Source organism: Tessaracoccus sp. MC1756 (genome assembly GCF_014164735.1).
Lineage (GTDB): Bacteria > Actinomycetota > Actinomycetes > Propionibacteriales > Propionibacteriaceae > Arachnia.
Window position 1 is genome coordinate 1021187 of the sequence record NZ_JACJFZ010000001.1, and the last position, 17981, is coordinate 1039167.

Consider the following 17981-nt stretch of genomic DNA (forward strand, 5'->3'; position numbering starts at 1 on the left):
GGGGTGACCGAGGCCAAGGGCAAAGCCCGGATACTGGTAGTGGACGATGACGCGGCGCTCTCAGAGATGCTGCAGATCGTCCTGCGCCAGGAGGGGTTCGAGACCGTCCGGTGCGGGACGGGCAACGAGGCGTTGCAGGAGTTCCGACAGTCCCGTCCTGACCTCGTGCTTCTCGACCTCATGCTGCCGGGGCGCGACGGAGTCTCCGTTTGCCGCGACATCCGCGCCGAATCCGGCGTACCGATCGTCATGTTGACCGCCAAGTCCGACACCTCGGACGTGGTGGCCGGCCTCGAGGCGGGGGCCGATGACTACGTGGCCAAACCGTTCAAGGCGAAGGAACTCATCGCCCGGATCCGCACCCGCCTGCGCCGCACCAGCGGGGAAGTGGGCTCGGACATCCTGACCATCGGCGATCTGGCGATCTCGGTCTCGTCCCACCTCGTGAAGCGGGGCGAGGAACACCTGCCGCTCACCCCGCTGGAGTTCGAACTGCTGCTGGCCCTGGCACGCCGCCCGGCCCACGTCTTCACCCGCGAGGCCCTCCTCGATGAGGTGTGGGGCTATCGCAACTCGGCAGACACCCGCCTGGTCAATGTGCATGTACAGCGGCTGCGGGCGAAGATCGAGAAGGACCCGGAGCACCCCGAAATCGTGATCACGGTCCGCGGCATTGGATACCGCGCCGGTGAAACGCAGAACTGACAGCACCCGGGCACGTCCCGCGCGAGGGCTCAAGGCACTGTGGTGGGGCTCCCTGCCGCTGCGGGTGCTGATCTCGACGCTCGGCCTGTCGATGGCGTTGATGACGCTGGCCGGGGTCGTCCTGATGCGTCAGGCCACGGCGGGCGTCGTCGAGACGAAGCGCCAGGCGGCGCTGAACGAGGCTTCCGGCGTCTATGCCTTCATGCAGGAGCAGTTGCGCACGCCGGAGGCGCGCGGCGCGGCGATCCATGAATCTCTCAGCCGGCTGGCAGACCTCGCCGACGCCCAGGCGGCGCAGTACCGGGTGGTGATCCAGGGGCCGGTCTCCAGCCTCACCTCCACCGGCATCCGCGCCGAGTCCGTGCCGGTCGAGCTACGCAACCGGGTGGAGCAGGACCAGGGCATGTTCATCACCCCGACGCGGGTGGTCTTCACTGACCCCACAATGCAGCCGGAACCCGGCTGGGCCATCGGTGCCGCCCTGATCGGTGAGACCGGGGAGCGCTACCCGGTGTTCTACATCTTTCCCATGACCACGGAACTGCAGACCCTGAGCGCCCTGCAGGGCGCCGTCATCGCCGCCGGCGTGGCGCTGGTGGCAGCACTCGGGTTGATCTCCTACCTCGTCACGGTGCAGGTGGTGAGGCCGGTGCGGAAGGCCAGCACCACCGCGCTGCAGCTGGCTTCCGGCCAGCTGGGGGAGCGCATGCTGGTCCGCGGTACGGACGACCTGGCGGTGCTGGCCACCTCCATGAACCGGATGGCCGCAGAGCTTCAGCAGCGGATCCGTGAGCTCGAGACGCTGTCCACACTGCAGCAACGCTTCGTCAGCGACGTGTCCCACGAGCTGCGCACCCCCATGACCACGATCAAGATGGCCGCGGATGTGTTGCACGATGCGCGCAGCAATTTCGACCACATCACGGCGCGCTCGGCGGAACTGATGAGCCTCGAGATCGACCGGTTCGACCTCATGCTGGCGGATCTCCTGGAAATCTCGCGATTCGACGCGGGCGCGGCGGTGCTCGCCCTGGACGAGACCGACGTCGCGTCCCTGGTCGCCGCAGAGGTGGCAGGGAGCCGGTCGATGGCTGGGGCCCTGGGTGTCGAGCTGCGGTTCGAACAGGTGGACGAGGGCACAACTGCGGAAGTCGACACCCGCCGGGTCAGGCGGATCCTGCGCAACCTGATCACCAATGCCATCGAACACGGCGAGGGCAGGCCGGTGGTGATCAGGGTGGCCTCGGACCATGACGCGGTGGCGGTGACCGTGCGCGACTACGGCGTCGGCTTCAAGGCGGAGGACGCGGCCCGCGTCTTCGACCGCTTCTGGCGCGCCGATCCCAGCCGCACCCGGCTGGTGGGCGGCACGGGTTTGGGGCTGGCGATTGCGATGGAGGACGCCCGGCTGCACCGCGGGTGGCTGACGGCCTGGGGGCGACCGGGGCGCGGCGCCCAGTTCCGGCTGACACTGCCCCGGGAATCGGGGCATGAACTGACCAGTTCGCCGCTGGCCGTCGTGCCGGCCGATGACAAGGAGGTGAGCGCATGAGACGTGCTGTCGCCGCTCTCACGGCACTCCTGCTCTCACTGACCGGTTGCACCACGATCGCAACGTCCGGGCCCGTCGAGCAGGTGCCTCTGGCCGCGCAGCCACGGGGCATCGACATCGCCCCGGAGCCGCCGAGCGCGGATATGACGCCCGTGCGTCTCGTTGAGGGCTTCCTTCAGGCGATGGCAGACCCCGACGGTGAATACGCCATCGCCCGGGAGTACCTCACCAGCGAGGCGGCGTCGGTCTGGGCCCCCGTCGACGCCCTCGTGTTCGACGGCGAAGTCACCGGCGGGATGGATGCCGCGGCGGCCACCGGTACGGCCATCGGACACGTGGACGAGACCCATCGCTACACCGCGCACACCGAACCGTTCGAGCATGATTTCGGCCTCGTCGAGCAGGAGGGCCAATGGCGGATCGGCGCCCCGCCCGACGGGCTCCTACTGACCCGTTACAACTTTGAGCGCTACTATTCGCGCGTCACGCTGTATTTCATGAGCCGCGTGGGCGCGCACGTGGTGCCAGACCCCATCCACCTGCCGGAATCGCTCCTCACCCCCAGCAACGTGCTGCAGGCCCTGTTCAGGGGCCCGGCCGAGGAGATCAGCCGCTCGGTCATCGACGCGCTGCCGCGGGGGGTCAGGCTCGGCGATGGCGGCGCCACCATCGACCAGAGCGGCGTGGTGACCGTGGACCTCGCCCGGCTGCCCGTGGTCCTGGGCGACGACGACCTGCGCCGGCTGGGCGCCCAGTTGCTGTGGACGCTCACGTCCATCCCGCGCGTCACGGGCATGATCGTCACGAGAGAGGGCGGCCGGACGGTACCCATCCCGGGCGCTTCGGCCAACGGCGTGCTCGAACTGGCCACGCAACAGGGCTACCAGGTGCTGTCCCGCGCGGCGGCCACGGACCTGTTCGGCGTGCGTCGCTCACGAGTGGGTCGCATCACCGGCCAGGACGAATTCGAGATCATGCCGGAGATCGGCTTCCGGGTGGCGGACGTGGCTGTCTCCGTCGACGGGGGCAGCATGGCCGTCATCAACGAGGACCGCACCGAATTGTCCACAGGTGGGCTGGGTGGCCCCGTCTCGAAGGTGGACCTCCCGCTGAGCAACCTGCGCTCTCCTCAATTCGTGCTGGGTGCGCTGTGGCTCCTGGGCGACGACATGAGCGGGACCCCCCGCATGGCCACCATCGACCGTGAGGGCCAGGCGCAACTGGTCAGCGCGGAGGTGGGAGTGGGCCGGATCAGAGACTTCTCCGTGTCGCCCTCCCGCGCACGGGTCCTGATCGTGGCAGACGTCGGAGGGGTGCCGACGCTCGGCGTGGCCTCCCTCCTGGGGGCCAACCCGGTCACCGCCACCCAGTGGCGGCCGTTGGAGATCGTCGCGCCCGCCGGTGATGCACTGACGGACCCGGTGGCGCCCACCTGGCAGGCGGAGACGTCCCTGGCGGTGGCCGCCACGAGCGCTGGTGTGCGCTCGATCTTCACCGCGCAACTGGACGGCTCGGTGGTGCAGGACCTGGGCGCGATCACCGGCGGAATCGTCGACATCGCGTCGAACGTGCGTCTGGGCGGCGGACCGATAGCGGTCACGACCGACCTGGACGTGACCTGGCGCTACGAGGCACGCACCCGGTGGACCCGCCTGGCGGACGAGGTGACCGCGGTGGCCTATCCCGGCTGATCTGTGGACAACGGTGGAGCAGCCCCCGCGTTGGCCACAGTGGGGGTGTGTTGACCTTCTTCCACGCCGCCGCTGATCTGCTCCTCGGAGCATCGTGCCCCGGCTGTCAGGCCCCGGGCTGGGGGCTGTGTGCCGGTTGCCGCGCATTGCTCTCTGATCCGCCGGAACTGATCGACCGTGGGCTCGACGTGCCGCTGGTGGCGGCATGTCAGTACCGCCCTGTGCTCGAACACGTGATCCCCCGGTACAAGGATGATGGCGGCCTGCACCTGGGCGCCGCGCTGGGAGACATCCTCGCCCGTGCCGTGGTGGGGCTCGGCCCCCCGCCGGACGCGGTTCTGGTGCCCGTGCCGTCGCGGCCCTCGGCAGTGCGGGAGCGGGGATTCGACCATGCCCGGTGGCTCGCGGCCCGGGCCGCCGGGCGCTGTGGGATGCCATGGAGGCCCTTGCTGTCGCGGTCACGCTCGGGGGAGGACCAGTCAGGGTTGGGGAAGCTCCAGCGCAGCAGCAACCTGGCGCACTCCATGGTGGCGCAGGCAGACGGGTCGCCGGTGATCGTGGTCGACGACGTCGCCACCTCGGGTGCCTCGCTGCGGGAATCGGTCCGCGCCTTGCGGGCGGCGGGCGTGCCGGTGCTGGGCGGCGCCGTGATCGCCCAGGCGGAGAAACTTCCGGGACACACCTGCAAACGCGTGACGCACCCTTGAGGGTGAGGGTAGCGTTGGTACATGGACACGCCGCAGGCCCAGCTCGCTGGGCGACCTGCGGCGTTGTGCATACCGGCCGGGATCCCTCCCGGGCGTGTAGTAAGTCGTCAGTGGGCATAAGCCCTGATAGACGGAGGATAAGATGGACATCGTCGTCACAGGTCGTCAGTGCACGATCAGCCCCGAGGTCAAGGAGTTCGTCAGCGAGCGCTTGGCAACCATTGAACGGTTGCGTGACCGGGTCATTCGGGTTGAAGTCGAATTCCAGGCATCCGAGGGGACGAGGAACCCGTCCGACGCGACCACGGTCCAGTTGACTCTGCGGAGCAGGGGACCCGTGATCCGTGCCGAAGCCAATGCCGAAGACAAGACCGCTGCATTTGAGATAGCCCTCGACCGACTGAAGTCCCAGCTTCGTCGGGCGGCAGACCGGCGCAAGACCCACCGTGGCCTGCGCACCGGCGCCGTCCCCGAGTTCGCTCCCGCACCCGAGGCGGCCGAGGAAGAGGAGCAGGGCGTGCCCGTCACGAACGTCGCCGGCCTCGTGGTGACCGGCGACGGCCCGCTCGTCGTGCGCGAGAAGGTCTTCGAGACTGCGCCCCTGACGTTGGCGCAGGCGTTGGATGAGATGGAACTCGTCGGCCACGACTTCTTCCTGTACCAGGACGCCGAATCCGGCCGTCCCTCTGTGGTCTACCGCCGCAAGGCCTACAACTACGGCGTCATCCAGCTCGATGTGAGTTGAGCCACCGGCCCACAGCGCTCGCCCCCGCTGAAGAGTCGGGGCGAGCGCTGTACTGCGGCCCTTGGTGAGTGGGGTTAGGATGGCTGGCGGTAGTCGGCACCGGCCCGGCACGCAACGCGACACGAAGGATGCGCCCCGTGGGAATCATGGACTTTCTGAGCGGCCTCGGCTCGGGAGCACAGCTCCGAAAGCTGCGGAAGGTGGCCGACCAGGTCAATTCCATCGAAGAAGAGTTCCAGGCGATGTCAGACGCGGAGCTGCGCGAAGAGACGCAGAAGTTCCGTGACCGGATCGCGGACGGGGAGTCCCTGGACCGCATCATGCCGGAAGCCTTCGCTGCCGTCCGCGAGGCGTCGGTCCGCGTGTTCGACAAGCGTCACTTCGACGTACAAATCATGGGCGGCGCCGCCCTCCACTGGGGCAACATCGCAGAGATGAAGACCGGTGAGGGCAAGACCCTTGTCGGCACCCTCCCGTCCTACCTGAATGCCCTCAGCGGCAGGGGCGTGCACGTCGTCACCACGAACGACTACCTCGCCAAGTACCAGTCCGAGCAGATGGGCCGCCTTCACCACTTCCTCGGCTTGGAAGTGGGCGCCATCCTGACGTCGATGACTCCCGAACAGCGCCGTGCCGCCTACAACTGCGACATCACCTACGGCACGAACAACGAGTTCGGCTTCGACTACCTCCGCGACAACATGGCCCTGCGCAAGGCTGACATGGTCCAGCGCGGCCACCACTACGCCGTCGTGGATGAGGTCGACTCCATCCTGATCGACGAGGCCCGCACGCCGCTGATCATCTCCGGCCCCGCCGAGGACAACCACGAGTGGTACCCCGTGTTCGCCGAGATGGCGTTGACGCTGCGCCGTGACGTCGACTACGAGGTGGACGAGAAGAAGCGCACCATCGCCGTCCTGGCCCCGGGCATCGAGAAGGTCGAGGACCGACTCGGCATCGAGAACCTCTACGAGTCGGCCAACACGCCGCTCATCTCCTACCTGAATAACTCCATCAAGGCCAAGGAACTGTTCAAGCGCGACAAGGACTATGTCCTCGCGGGCGACGAGGTCCTCATCGTCGACGAGCACACCGGCCGCACGCTGGCCGGCCGTCGCTACAACGAGGGTCTGCACCAGGCGCTGGAGGCGAAGGAAGGCGTCAAGATCAAGGACGAGTACCAGACGCTGGCCACCATCACGCTGCAGAACTACTTCCGCATGTACGAGAAGCTGGCCGGCATGACCGGTACCGCGAAGACGGAAGAGGGCGAGTTCCAGAAGATCTACGGTCTGGGCGTCATCACGATCCCGACCAACCGACCCATGGTACGCGTCGACCAGGCGGATCTGATCTACCGTACGCAGGAGGCCAAGTACGAGGCCATCGTCCGCGACATCGCGGAGCGGCACGCCAAGGGCCAGCCTGTTCTCATCGGTACGGCCTCCGTCGAGAAGTCCGAGGTGCTCTCGGCGCTGCTGAAGAAGGCCAACGTCCCGCACAAGGTCCTCAACGCCAAGCACCATGAGAGCGAAGCCGCCATCGTCGCGGAGGCCGGCCGCAAGGGTGCGGTCACTGTCTCGACGAACATGGCCGGCCGAGGCACCGACATCATGCTGGGCGGCAACCCCGAGTTCCTCGCGGACCTCCAGCTGCGCAAGGAGGGCCTGGACCCCCAGGAGACGCCCGAGGAGTACGAAGCCCGATGGAACGAGACGCTCAAGGCGCTCGAGGACCAGGTGAAGGTGGAGCACGAAGAGGTCGTTGAGCTCGGCGGTCTGTACGTGGTCGGCTCTGAGCGTCACGAGTCGCGGCGCATCGACAACCAGTTGCGAGGCCGCTCCGGTCGCCAGGGGGACCCGGGCGAGTCGCGGTTCTACCTGTCGCTCAGCGACGACCTCATGCGCCTCTTCCGCCCGGAGCTGCTCGAGCGCGCGCTGCTCATGATGAAGGTCCCCGACGACGTGCCGATCGACATGAAGTCGGTGTCGAAGTCCATCGAGGGCGCGCAGAAGCAGGTCGAGGGTCAGAACTTCGAAATGCGCAAGAACGTCCTCAAGTACGACGACGTGATGAACCGCCAGCGCCACGCCATCTACGGCGACCGTCGCCAGGTGCTGGACGGTGCCGACGTCTCGGCCCAGCTGAAGGCCGCCACCGAGCGCGTCGTCAGCGACGTGGTGCGTCAGCACACCGTCGGCATCCCGGAGGACTGGGACATCGAGACGATGTTCACCGAACTCAAGACGCTGTACCCGGTGTCCATCGACATGGACGACATCGCCGACGACCTGCCCGAGCAGGGCGAACTGGTCGAGATGTTCCTCGAGGACGCGGACGCCGCCTACAAGAAGCGTGAGGAGCAGTTGGGTGAGGACACCATGCGCGAGTTGGAGCGCCAGGTCCTCCTGACGGTGCTCGACCGCAAGTGGCGTGAGCACCTCTACGAGATGGACTACCTCCGCGAGGGCATCGGCCTGCGGGCCATGGCACAGCGCGACCCGCTGGTCGAGTACCAGCGCGAGGGTGGCGACATGTTCAACGCCATGATGGACGCCTTCATGGAAGAGGTCGTGGGTTACCTGTTCAACCTCGAGGTGGCTGCGCCGGCGGCCGAGCCCCAGTTGAACGTGGGCCTGGTCACCGACGGCGACGGGTCTGCGGTCGGTGTCGATTCCCTCACCGAGAGCCTCCCCTCCAAGACGGCCCACAGGGTCAAGACCCCGAAGATCCAGGTCCCGGCTGAGGAGCCCCAGCAGGAACTCCCGGCCGCACTGGCCAGGGGCCTCGAGCGCAAGAGCGACAGGAACCTCTCCTACTCTGCGCCGGACGAGACCGGTGAGGCCACGCGTACCGGGGTGACCGTGACGAAGTCGGAGCCGAAGGTGGGCCGCAACCAGCCCTGCCCCTGCGGTTCCGGCAAGAAGTACAAGGTCTGCCACGGCAGGCCCGCCGGAGCGGTCTGAGGCATCCTCAGGCCGCCATCATGGCGGCTGGGCGCAGCACGGCGAGTTCCGTGCAGACCCACCGGTCCCGGTGCACGTCCAGGCGGATCGCGCAGCTGATGATGCGCGAGGCGCAGAGGAGTGACACCGTCGCCTCCACCGCGCGGGGCGTGGGCATCTGGGTCTTGAGCGGCCCGACAGCCATCCGGCGGAAGAGCCCCGTGTCGGCGTAGGAAGCCAGCCGGATGAACGACGTGGCGGACAGCAACGGCCGCACCTGATGGAGGGCCCTCCGGCCTGCCATCGCTTCGAGGAGCACGTGGATCAGGCGGACGGCCTGCGGCGGTGTCTGCTGGGCGGCGGGGGACGGACACAGGGGCGTGATGCTGGAGGAGTTCATGCCGGAGACGCTAGATGGCGGCCCTCTCCCGGGTCACGCCTTTCAGGGCAACGGACAACACCGCACTGGCAACGGACAACACCCGGCTGGATCCGGACAACACCTCGGGCCCGTCGGACAACACCCTGTGAAGCTCAGCCGCCGAACATCAGCAGCAGTCCGCCCATGGTGAAGACCACCATCATGGTGAGCAGGGGCAGGTGGATCCTCACTTGGGCCGGGGCGCTCCGCAGCGCGATGTCGTGCGTCACCAGCACGCCGAGCGCGTGCCCGCCGACGATGAGCAGCACCTGCGCCACGGCGATGAACGTCGGGTACATGAACAGCGCAGTGTCCGGTGCGGCTTCGATGGTGCCGAAGAGGTTCAAGCCACGGCCCAACGGGTCACTGAACCGGATGAGTGTGCGCTGGCCCTCGAGGTAGAGCATGGTGCCGTAGTGCGAGAGCGCATAGCCCACCACCAGCGGGACGAGCCCGGGAGCGAGCGCATCCATCGAGAGCCCGCGGTACGGCCGGGTGCCCAGCCAGAACAGCCCGTAGATGAGCGTTACGGCGGCCAGGAGCGCCAGCGTGCTGACAGGCCAGAGCCATCCGTCCAGCTCCTGGGTGCCGCGGACCCAGAGGCCGGTGTTGGAGAGGGCGTCGAAAAGGGTGCCGCCCAGCAGCACGGAGGCCAAGAGCGCCAAGTGCCGGGGGGCGCGCCAGGACGCCAGATTCCGCACCGGGTTGGTCCAGAGGAGGACGCCGCGCGCGTTGCGGGCCCACGGCGACATGTGGGCGACCGTCGTCGCATAGGCCTCGAAGGGTTCCGCCTGCTGGATCCAGCGCTGGCCCCGCAGCAGCACGCCTGCAGTGACCCAGACGAGCCATCCGACGGCGAACCAGCGGAGGACGGGCACTGTCGCGCCACCGGGCTGGACCAGTTCGAGGTAGAGGAAGGCCAGCAGCGCGAGGGCCGCGGGAAGAACCGATGCCGTCGACTGGAATGGCGCCGGGGCTGTGGCGCCCCTGAAGCGGAGGAGGAGACGCAGAGGGTTCGTGCGACGGTGAACGTCGCCGAACAGCAGCGCCAACGGGACCAGCCCCACCCACACCAGGACGTAGACGAAGCCCAGCGCGGGGTTGTCGATGCGGTCGACCCCCAGGAACAGCGCCGCAGCCATCAGCAGCCAGATGAGGGCGACGATGACCCTCAGCGTGCGGGAGACGACGGGGGAGTCGACGAAGCGCGTGAGCCGTGGCATTTCGCGCCCCTGCTGTTGCTGGAAACGGGACCGTTTCCACGCGAAGATCGCCACCCAGAATGTGATGATCAGCACGACGGCCCCGCCGGCCACGACCAGAGGGAACGGGAGGGGCAGGTCTGAGCGTGAGGCGATCCCGTGCAGCGGGATCACGACACCACCACGTCTGCCCAGATGCTGTCGGTCGTGTGGGACTCGAGTTCGTAGCTGCCCGCCATGTCGGCGGTAAAGGTCCACTCGATGGTCTGTCCCGCCTCCGTGAACTCCTCCAGTTCGTAGCCGTGCAGATGGGCGTGGTCCGCGATGGCCGTCGTGATCCGCATCGTGACCTCCGCCCCGAGCGCCACCTCGATACGTTGGGTGGCGGCGGGCGGGTCCGTGATTTCCAGCTCGATGGTCTGCGGGGGAGCGGAGGCCGGCGCGCCGCAGGCGACCAGCGCGACGGCAGTGAGGAACGCGACGACGAGGCGTGACAAGAGCTTCATGGCAGCACGAACCTACCCCGAATTCCGCGGCCCGCGCAGCAAACCCCTCCTCTGTGTCACAGTGCGGGACTAGGGTGGGGTCCGTGAAGCGTCAACTGGTGTTCATCCCCATCGCGTCTGACGAGCTCGGCATGCTCCTGGGCGAGCCTGCCGTCGAGAACCGGACGGCCTACACCGACACGCCCGAACTGCTGGCGGAACTGGAGTACGGCGAGGACGAGTCGGAAGCTGCCGAACACGCCGCCATGGTGCTCGCCTCGGTGGCAGGTCTGGCCCAGCACGGGGAGCGCACCATCGTCGTCGCAGAGGTCGATGAGGCAGCGGTGGTGCCCGGCGAGGACCCGGCCAACGGCCAGGTCGTGCTCGCGCAGTGCCCGCCACGCGCCATGATCGCCTGGTTCAGCGAGGAGCCAGGGGTGGACGTCGCAGACGCCGCAGCCATCGCCAAGGGGCTCACCATCGACCAGGCCTGGGGACAGCCGCAGGTGCAGGCGCTGCTCGAGAACCACGAACTACTCTGGAATGACAAGGTAGAATACCAGGGAGGTAGCTGACATGCCGCGCTCAATCTGGAAAGGCTCGGTGTCCTTCGGGTTGGTCTCCATCCCGGTGAAGCTCTACGGGGCCACGGAGGACAAGGACATCAGCTTCCGGCAGGTGCATTCCACCGACGGGGGCCGCATCCGCTACCAGCGCGTGTGTGAGAAGTGCGGCGAGGTGGTCCAGTTCGCGGACATCGCCAAGGGGTATGAGGCTGCAGACGGGCGCCTTGCCATCCTGACGGATGAAGATTTCGAGAACCTCCCGCTCAGCACGCTCAAGAGCGTCGACGTGGTGCAGTTCGTGGACGAGCACGAGGTGGATCCCACGTTCTTCCAGCGCACGTACTTCCTTGAGGCGGAGGCAGCAGGCCAGAAGCCCTACGTGCTGCTGCGCGAGGCGCTCGCCAAGGAGAACAAAGTCGCCGTGGTCAAGGTAGCGTTGCGCAGCCGCGAATCCCTGGCGCTGATCCGCGCGCAGGGCGACCTCCTGCTGATGCACACCATGTACTGGCCGGATGAACTGCGCAACGGCGAGTTCGCCGCTCCGTCGCAGGAGGTCAAGATCTCGGACGCGGAGATCGAGATGGCCAAGCTCCTCATCGCGCAGTTGGAGGGCGAGTTCGACCCGGAGGCGTACACAGATTCCTACCGCGCCGCGCTCCTCGAGGTCGTCGAGGCGAAGCTTGCGGGCGCCGAGGTGCCGGAGCAGACGGACCGGTCCGCACCCACGGGCGACGTCATCGACCTGATGTCTGCGCTCAAGGCCTCCGTCGAGGCTGCGAAGAGGCGGCGCGAGGAGGCTTCAGCCAGCAAGGCCGGCTGAGGCCGCCGTCTCACGTCAGCGGCTGAGCCAATCAGCCGCGCGGCGCTCCAGACCGGCGAAGGCGTCACGGATGTACGGCTCGACCTGCGCCTCGACTTTCTTGCCCACCAGGGGGATCTTCACCTTCAGGTCCCCCGTGTAGCGGCCCTGCGTGGTGCCGTCACCCTGGGGGAGCATCTCGGCGTCGGCCGTCACGTCCACGGGCATTCCGGGGACGTCCACGTCCACGGTGCCGCGGACGCTGCCGTCTGCAGCCACGTCGCCGAAGCGGAACACCTGCTTGAGCTTCATGGAGGAACCGATGAACTTGGCGATGGTGGCAGGCACCGGCAGCGACATGATCAGCGTCGTCGCGTCCGGTGTGATGTCGACGCTGTGCTCGGTGGCACCGGCGTGCACAGCGACATCGGCGATGAAGTCCTCATTGCGGAGGAGACCGACGACGCGCTCGGGGTCTGCGGCATAAGTGTGGGTGTAGTCCAGATCCATGACCCCAGACTACTTGCCCGTGAGACTTATCCACGGCCAGCCAAAACCGGGTTCACCAGTCCCTAGGATGAGGGCCATGAGAATCGACCTGCACACTCATTCGCGCGTCTCGGACGGCACCGACACGCCGACGACGCTGGTGATGAAGGCGTTCCAGGCGGGGCTCGACGCCATCGCGCTGACAGACCACGACACCTTCGGCGGAGTTCTCGAGGCGCAGGAGGCAGGCAAGCGCATCGGCTTGAAGGTCCTGTGCGGGATCGAGATGTCCACAGAGGTGGAGGGTCGCGCGGTGCACCTACTGGGGTACGGCTGCGACATCTACGACCGTGACCTGGGCGAGGAACTGGCGCGGATCCGGCACGGCCGCAGCCACCGCCTGCCCATGATGATCGAGAAGCTCAACGCCGCAGGTCTGGAACTGACCATCGACGACGTCAACCGGGTGGCGATGGGCGCGCCGGCCATCGGCCGTCCCCACGTGGCGGATGCGATGGTGGCCAAGGGCTACATCGCGGACCGCGACGAGGCCTTCAAGGTGTGGCTCGACGAGGACCGGCCCGGCTACGTCAAGCGGTATGCGGCGTCGCTCGAGCGGGCGATCGAACTGATCCACGGCGCCAAGGGTGTCGCCGTCATCGCCCATCCGTGGGCGCGCAGGGGACGCGAGGTCATCGACGCGCCCTACCTGGAGCAGCTCGTGCGGGACTACGGGTTGGAGGGCATCGAGGTGGACCACCCGGACCACGACGACGACGCCCGCTCACTCCTGTTCGAGATGGGTGGCCGCCTCGGGCTGCTGCGCACGGGGTCGAGCGATTACCACGGCCTGGGCAAGAAGAACAACCCACTCGGCGCCAACCTGACGCGGAAGTCCGGCTTCCGCGACCTGCTCGCCAGGATCAGGCGCAGGGGCGGCCAGATCGTCTGACCCGGCACGGTTGGCTAAGCTTGGGCCACACCCACTCACCCCAGGCAGGTTAATCCTATGTCCACCGAAGAGATCTCCCTCGACATCGACGCGTCGCTCGCACGTTCAACCGCGCGTAGCAAGGAGATCGAAGCGGCCCTCGCCAAGGATCCGTCGCAGTTCCGCATCCTCACCGGCGACCGCCCCACCGGGCACCTGCACATCGGCCACTTCTTCGGTTCGCTGCAGAACCGCGTCCGGTTGGCGCAGCAGGGCGTGGAGACCTTTGTCATCATCGCCGACTACCAGGTGATCACGGACCGCGACGGCGTGGGCCCCCTGCGCGAGCGGGTCTACTCGTTGCTCACCGATTACCTGGCCATCGGCCTCGACCCGGCCGATGTGACGATCTTCACCCACTCGTCTGTGCCCGCCCTCAACCAGTTGATGCTGCCCTTCCTGTCCGTCGTGACCGACGCCGAGCTGCGGCGCAACCCCACCGTGAAGTCCGAACTCGACGACACGGGTGAGCGCCCCATGTCGGGCCTCATGCTCACCTACCCGGTGCACCAGGCGGCCGACATCCTCTTCTGCCGCGCCAACCTGGTGCCAGTGGGCAAGGACCAGTTGCCACACATCGAGCAGGCGCGCGTGATCGCCCGTCGCTTCGACGAGCGGTACGGCCGGGCGGACGCGTCGAGGCCGGTGTTCCCGGAGCCCGAGGCGCTGCTCTCGAAGTCCGGCACGGTGCTGGGCCTGGACGGCACGAAGATGTCGAAGTCCAAGGGCAACACCATCGAGCTGCGGATGAGCGCCGACGAGACCGCCAAGCTGCTGAAGCGCGCCGTCACGGACTCGGACCGCCACATCACCTATGATCCGGCGAACCGTCCGGAGGTGTCCAACTTGGTCAACCTCGCGGGTCTCTGCCTGGGCAGGGAACCGGAGGATGTCGCGGCCGAGGTCGGCGACGGTGGCGGCGGCGGGTTGAAGAAGCTCGTCACCGAAGCGGTCAACGAGTACTTCGCCCCCATCCGTGCCCGACGCGCGGAGCTCGAGGCTGACCCCGGCCACCTTGAATCAGTGCTGGCCGCTGGCAATGCGCGCGCCAACGCAATCGCCGACCAGACCCTCGATGAGGTCCGGTCGGCGATGCAGATGTCCTACTGAGCTGAGGCTCAGCTCTCGGGCTTGACCTCAACCCCGGCGCGGGTGCGGCGGCGACGACGTCGCGGCTTGCGCTCCGCCGCGGGCTGGGCCGCCGGCTGGTCGCCCTCCGCCTCCGTCGCCCGGTGGCGACGACGGCGCGGGGCGCCGGCCTCGGCTGCGGTGCGCTGGCTGGCCCGACGTTCGCCGGTGCCGCGGAGGCTGGTCTCAGCCCGCTCCTTGGCCGCGATGGTGCCGGGCACGCGGCCCTTGGTGCCCTCGGGGATGTCGAGGTCCGTGTAGAAGTGCGGTGATGACGAGTAGGTCTCGGCCGGCTCCGCGAGCTCGAGGTCCAGCATCTGGGCGATCATCTTCCAGCGGTGCAGATCCTGCCAGTCCACGAGGGTCACGGATACGCCGTTGTTGCCCGCGCGGCCGGTACGGCCGATGCGATGCACGTAGGTGGCGTCCGTGTCGGGGCATTCGTAGTTCACGACGTGGCTCACGTCGGGGATGTCGATACCGCGGGCCGCGACGTCGGTGGCCACCAGCACCTGGATGGTGCCGGAGCGGAACTTCTTCAACGCGCGCTCGCGGGCCTGTTGGTTGAGGTCGCCGTGGATGGAAGCGGCGGCGAAGCCGCGATCGACCAGCTCATCGGTGAGTCGCTGCGCGGCACGCTTGGTGCGGCAGAAGACCATCACCTTCGTGGTCTCGCGGCCCTGGAGCAGGCGGGCGACCATTTCCGGCTTGTCGAGGTCGTGGGCCTGGTACACGAACTGCTCGATGTCCGGGACGGTCATCTTTGCGTCGTGGCCCTCGGCGCGGATGTTGATGGGCTTGTTCAGCGTGGCGCGGGCCAGCGCCAGGATGGGCGCCGGCATGGTCGCGGAGAACAGCAGGGTCTGGCGGTTCTTGGGCGTCTTGCGCAGCAGCCGCTCGATGTCGGGCAGGAAGCCCAGGTCGAGCATCTCGTCGGCTTCGTCGAGGACGAGCACCTGCACGTTGCCCAGGTCGAGCGCCCCGCGGTCCGCGAGGTCCAGGAGGCGGCCCGGGGTGCCGACGGCGATGTCGATGCCCGTGGCGAGAGTGTCGAGTTGCTCGTCGTAGCCGGTGCCGCCGTAGATGGTGAGGACGCGCATCTTGAGATGCTTGCCTGCCATGTCCATGTCGCGCCCGACCTGCAGCGCGAGTTCACGGGTGGGACACACGACGAGGGCACGGGGCTTGCCGTGCGCGGGCTTCTCGCCGTCCGACAGGGTGACCATGCGGTGCAACAGGCTGACGCCGAAGGCGAGGGTCTTGCCGGTGCCGGTGCGGGCCTGGCCGATCACGTCGGCGCCCTGCAGGGCGAGCGGGATGGCGAGCGTCTGGATGGCGAAGGGATGGACGATGCCCGTCTCTGCCAACGCCGAGGTAATGGATTCGTGGATGCCGAGGTCAGCGAATGTGTCGCTGCCTGCAATCTCGTTGTCGCTCAGGGTACTGACCTTTTCGAGTGAGCTCACGGCGCGGGAGCCGCGACCGGAGACGGGCAGAGTGCGCCCGCGAGGGCCCACTCTACCGCAGCCGGTGTCTCAGACCGCTCCGAAGCCTACGGTTCGCGTGCTGGCGCTGCCGATGTCGATGTAGCCGACGCGCGAGGCGGGGATGACGACCCGGCGGCCCTTCACGTCCGTCAGTTCCAGGAGCCCTGAGTTCTCCATCGCTTCCCGCAACTGCGCAATGACCTCGTCGGACGAGGAAGTGGTGTCGATGCTGACTTCGCGGGCGACGTCGGTGATGCCGATCTTGATCTCCATGCGGCCAACTCTAGCGGCGCCGCCAAGGGCCAGGCGTCACTGCTCGATGCGTGCGACCACCACGGTGATGTTGTCCTTGCCACCCTGCTCGTTGGCCCACGCGACGAGCGACTCGGCCAGCGCGGGAGGGTTCGGGCAGCGGCTGACGCAGGCGCTGAAGAGCGCCGACATGTCCTCCGGGGAACTCGCGTAGTTCCACAGCCCGTCGGTACAGAGCATGAGCCAGCCGTTGCTCTGGGGCTGGAGGGTGACGACCGACGGCGTGACGTTGGTGGCTTGGCGACCCAGCCACTTGGTGATGGCGTGGGCCTGGTTGGACTGCTCGGCGTCGTCGCGGGACATGCCCAGCATGATGCGCGCCTGCGCCATGGAGTCGTCGACCGAGAGGAGGTCTGTTGAGCCGTCGTCGCTGAACCAGTAGGCACGGGAGTCGCCGATGTTGCCGACGGCGATCATGCCGGGCAGGATCGCGGCCGCGATGAGTGTGCACGCCGAAGGGTCTTCAGCCGCGGCGAGCACCTCGTCGTTGGCGGCGGCGAAGGCCTGCACGAAGGCCACGTTGGCCGGTGTCCCGGCGTTCAGCGCGTTGATCAGCGTCTCGACCGTTGCCTCCGTGGCCACCAACGAGGCCAGTTCGGAACCATGGGCGGTGGTGACACCGTCGGCGACCGCGAGCACCGCCTCGGAGCGGGGTTCTGTCCGGACCGCCAGGCACATGGCGTCCTGGTTGGAGCGGTGCCGCCGGCCGGTGTCGCTGCACCCGGCCACCCAGGGGGCGGGCTCACGCACGTAATGCGCGCGCTCGGAGCGGGGCTGCGGTGTCGACTGGTCCGTCATGGACACCATCCTCTCAGGCAAGGGGGCCGGGCAGCGCCGGGCTTGTGGCTGTTGGCAGCGTGGACTGCCAGAGGTCGCCTAGCTTCTGCACCCGCTCCAGCATGGCGGTGGGATGTGTCCGGACCGGCGTGTCGGAGCCCAGGGCCGCCACCTCTTCCCAGGTGAGGGGAGTCGCCACCGAGGGCACCTCGAGGCCGCGGACCGAATAGGCGACCACCGTGTTGCGGGCCGCGAGGTTCTGGGCGAAGTCGACGAAGACCAACCCGGCCCGGGCGTTCTTGGCCATGGTGGCCACGAAGCGCTGGGGATGCCGCTGGGAGAGGTGCCGGGCCAAGGACTGGGCGAACTGGTACACCTGCGAGGCGGGGGTGGGCGCGATGGGCACCGTCAGCTGGAGCCCCTTGTTCCCAGAGCTCTTGGGGTGCGACTCGAGCCCTACCTCCGCCAGCGTCGTGGCGGCGATGATGGCGCCTTTGGCGATCTCGTCCGGCGTGACGCCGGGACCGGGGTCGAGATCGACAACCAGTGAGGTCGCCCGGGGTTCGTCCTCGCCGTCGATCACGATTCCGTCCTCGTGGGCGGTCGCCTCCGTCGTGCGCCACTGCGGGGTGTGCAGCTCGATCGACGCGATGTTCGCCAACCAGGCGAGATCCGCCCGCTGGGTGGCCGTCACGTAGCTGACCGTGCCGGCGCTGGTGGCGACGTCCACGGTCTGAACGAAGGCCGGTGTGCCGGCGGGGGCGTTCTTCTCGTAGAACGAGTCGCCGGTGGTGCCGTCGGGAAAGCGCACCCGGGTCAGGGCCCGGTCCCGCAGGTGCGGGAGGAGGACCTCGGAGATCTCGACGTAGTAGTTGATCAGTTCGCCCTTGGTGAACCCGCTGGGGAACAGCGGCTTGTGCAGGTTGCTCAGGTTCAGCGTCAACCCGTCGATCTCAGTGGTGATCCGCTCGTTCAT

At 67.8% G+C, this 17981-nt stretch carries 18 protein-coding genes; 10 read left to right on the forward strand and 8 right to left on the reverse strand.

The genetic code is table 11. From position 1 onward, the window contains the following. The first annotated feature begins 3 nt into the window (after positions 1–3). From mtrA to secA, 6 genes are all read left to right on the forward strand, one after another. Entirely contained in the window at positions 4–705 is a 702-nt protein-coding gene (mtrA, locus tag H5393_RS04755; protein WP_076058703.1) for an MtrAB system response regulator MtrA, read from the forward strand. A 52-nt stretch (positions 706–757) separates the two neighbouring features. Next, on the forward strand, positions 758–2257 hold the full coding sequence (mtrB, locus tag H5393_RS04760) for an MtrAB system histidine kinase MtrB (RefSeq protein WP_255436331.1): 1500 nt from the start codon (positions 758–760) through the stop codon (positions 2255–2257). Continuing rightward, on the forward strand, positions 2254–3948 hold the full coding sequence (locus H5393_RS04765; RefSeq protein ID WP_182765646.1) for a GerMN domain-containing protein: 1695 nt from the start codon (positions 2254–2256) through the stop codon (positions 3946–3948). The genes mtrB and H5393_RS04765 overlap by 4 nt, the downstream gene beginning before the upstream one ends. Positions 3949–3995: 47 nt before the next feature. Then, positions 3996–4655 carry a phosphoribosyltransferase family protein gene (locus tag H5393_RS04770; RefSeq protein ID WP_182765647.1) on the forward strand — a complete coding sequence of 220 codons (660 nt, stop codon included), beginning with the start codon at positions 3996–3998 and terminating at the stop codon, positions 4653–4655. A 142-nt stretch (positions 4656–4797) separates the two neighbouring features. Continuing rightward, positions 4798–5400 (forward strand): ribosome hibernation-promoting factor, HPF/YfiA family, encoded by a 603-nt coding sequence (gene hpf / locus H5393_RS04775; RefSeq protein ID WP_182765648.1) that lies wholly within the window; start codon positions 4798–4800, stop codon positions 5398–5400. Between the two features lie 137 nt (positions 5401–5537). Then, positions 5538–8369 (forward strand): preprotein translocase subunit SecA, encoded by a 2832-nt coding sequence (secA, locus tag H5393_RS04780; RefSeq protein WP_370585927.1) that lies wholly within the window; start codon positions 5538–5540, stop codon positions 8367–8369. A 7-nt stretch (positions 8370–8376) separates the two neighbouring features. On the opposite strand, the gene H5393_RS04785 is transcribed toward secA, so the two are convergent. The 3 genes from H5393_RS04785 to H5393_RS04795 all read right to left on the reverse strand — a co-directional run bounded on the left by H5393_RS04785 (position 8377) and on the right by H5393_RS04795 (position 10477). Beyond that, complete coding sequence (locus tag H5393_RS04785) at positions 8377–8748, reverse strand: Rv3235 family protein (RefSeq protein ID WP_182765649.1); 372 nt, start codon at positions 8746–8748, stop codon at positions 8377–8379. Positions 8749–8882: 134 nt separating this feature from the next. Next, positions 8883–10145, reverse strand: coding sequence for a hypothetical protein (locus H5393_RS04790; protein ID WP_182765650.1), 1263 nt, complete (start codon positions 10143–10145; stop codon positions 8883–8885). Continuing rightward, the gene (locus tag H5393_RS04795) at positions 10142–10477 is read right to left on the reverse strand and encodes a hypothetical protein (protein WP_182765651.1); all 336 of its coding nucleotides are present in this window, start codon (positions 10475–10477) and stop codon (positions 10142–10144) included. Before H5393_RS04795 ends, H5393_RS04790 begins: the two co-directional genes overlap by 4 nt. 83 nt (positions 10478–10560) lie before the next feature. On the opposite strand from H5393_RS04795, the gene H5393_RS04800 reads away from it, so the two are divergent. After that, entirely contained in the window at positions 10561–11031 is a 471-nt protein-coding gene (locus H5393_RS04800) for a hypothetical protein (RefSeq protein ID WP_182765652.1), read from the forward strand. 1 nt (position 11032) lies between these two features. Then, positions 11033–11842, forward strand: a complete 810-nt coding sequence (locus tag H5393_RS04805; protein WP_182765653.1) for a Ku protein — start codon at positions 11033–11035, stop codon at positions 11840–11842. A gap of 15 nt (positions 11843–11857) precedes the next feature. Here H5393_RS04805 and H5393_RS04810 read toward each other — a convergent pair whose 3' ends face one another. Continuing rightward, a complete protein-coding gene (locus H5393_RS04810) occupies positions 11858–12331 on the reverse strand; it encodes a DUF2505 domain-containing protein (protein WP_182765654.1) in 474 nt (157 codons plus the stop codon). Between the two features lie 76 nt (positions 12332–12407). On the opposite strand from H5393_RS04810, the gene H5393_RS04815 reads away from it, so the two are divergent. Both H5393_RS04815 and trpS read left to right on the forward strand, forming a co-directional pair. Then, positions 12408–13262, forward strand: coding sequence for a PHP domain-containing protein (locus H5393_RS04815; protein ID WP_182765655.1), 855 nt, complete (start codon positions 12408–12410; stop codon positions 13260–13262). A gap of 57 nt (positions 13263–13319) precedes the next feature. Beyond that, positions 13320–14411, forward strand: coding sequence for a tryptophan--tRNA ligase (trpS, locus tag H5393_RS04820; protein WP_182765656.1), 1092 nt, complete (start codon positions 13320–13322; stop codon positions 14409–14411). Positions 14412–14419: 8 nt separating this feature from the next. On the opposite strand, the gene H5393_RS04825 is transcribed toward trpS, so the two are convergent. From H5393_RS04825 to ligD, 4 genes are all read right to left on the reverse strand, one after another. Beyond that, entirely contained in the window at positions 14420–15895 is a 1476-nt protein-coding gene (locus H5393_RS04825) for a DEAD/DEAH box helicase (protein ID WP_370585928.1), read from the reverse strand. A 69-nt stretch (positions 15896–15964) separates the two neighbouring features. Further along, on the reverse strand, positions 15965–16189 hold the full coding sequence (locus tag H5393_RS04830) for a DUF3107 domain-containing protein (protein WP_076058722.1): 225 nt from the start codon (positions 16187–16189) through the stop codon (positions 15965–15967). Positions 16190–16225: 36 nt separating this feature from the next. Then, the gene (locus H5393_RS04835) at positions 16226–17026 is read right to left on the reverse strand and encodes a PP2C family serine/threonine-protein phosphatase (RefSeq protein WP_182765658.1); all 801 of its coding nucleotides are present in this window, start codon (positions 17024–17026) and stop codon (positions 16226–16228) included. 13 nt (positions 17027–17039) lie between these two features. Then, entirely contained in the window at positions 17040–17981 is a 942-nt protein-coding gene (ligD, locus tag H5393_RS04840) for a non-homologous end-joining DNA ligase (RefSeq protein ID WP_182765659.1), read from the reverse strand.

What these genes read in the sequence shown, in the direction of transcription:
- ligD (WP_182765659.1), bottom strand. Translation starts at nt 17,981, where the DNA reads ATGAACGAGCGGATCACCACTGAGATCGACGGGTTGACGCTGAACCTG.
- H5393_RS04810 (WP_182765654.1), bottom strand. Translation starts at nt 12,331, where the DNA reads ATGGATCTGGACTACACCCACACTTATGCCGCAGACCCCGAGCGCGTC.
- H5393_RS04830 (WP_076058722.1), bottom strand. Translation starts at nt 16,189, where the DNA reads ATGGAGATCAAGATCGGCATCACCGACGTCGCCCGCGAAGTCAGCATC.
- H5393_RS04805 (WP_182765653.1), top strand. Translation starts at nt 11,033, where the DNA reads ATGCCGCGCTCAATCTGGAAAGGCTCGGTGTCCTTCGGGTTGGTCTCC.
- hpf (WP_182765648.1), top strand. Translation starts at nt 4,798, where the DNA reads ATGGACATCGTCGTCACAGGTCGTCAGTGCACGATCAGCCCCGAGGTC.
- H5393_RS04765 (WP_182765646.1), top strand. Translation starts at nt 2,254, where the DNA reads ATGAGACGTGCTGTCGCCGCTCTCACGGCACTCCTGCTCTCACTGACC.
- H5393_RS04785 (WP_182765649.1), bottom strand. Translation starts at nt 8,748, where the DNA reads ATGAACTCCTCCAGCATCACGCCCCTGTGTCCGTCCCCCGCCGCCCAG.
- H5393_RS04815 (WP_182765655.1), top strand. Translation starts at nt 12,408, where the DNA reads ATGAGAATCGACCTGCACACTCATTCGCGCGTCTCGGACGGCACCGAC.
- trpS (WP_182765656.1), top strand. Translation starts at nt 13,320, where the DNA reads ATGTCCACCGAAGAGATCTCCCTCGACATCGACGCGTCGCTCGCACGT.
- H5393_RS04795 (WP_182765651.1), bottom strand. Translation starts at nt 10,477, where the DNA reads ATGAAGCTCTTGTCACGCCTCGTCGTCGCGTTCCTCACTGCCGTCGCG.
- H5393_RS04835 (WP_182765658.1), bottom strand. Translation starts at nt 17,026, where the DNA reads ATGACGGACCAGTCGACACCGCAGCCCCGCTCCGAGCGCGCGCATTAC.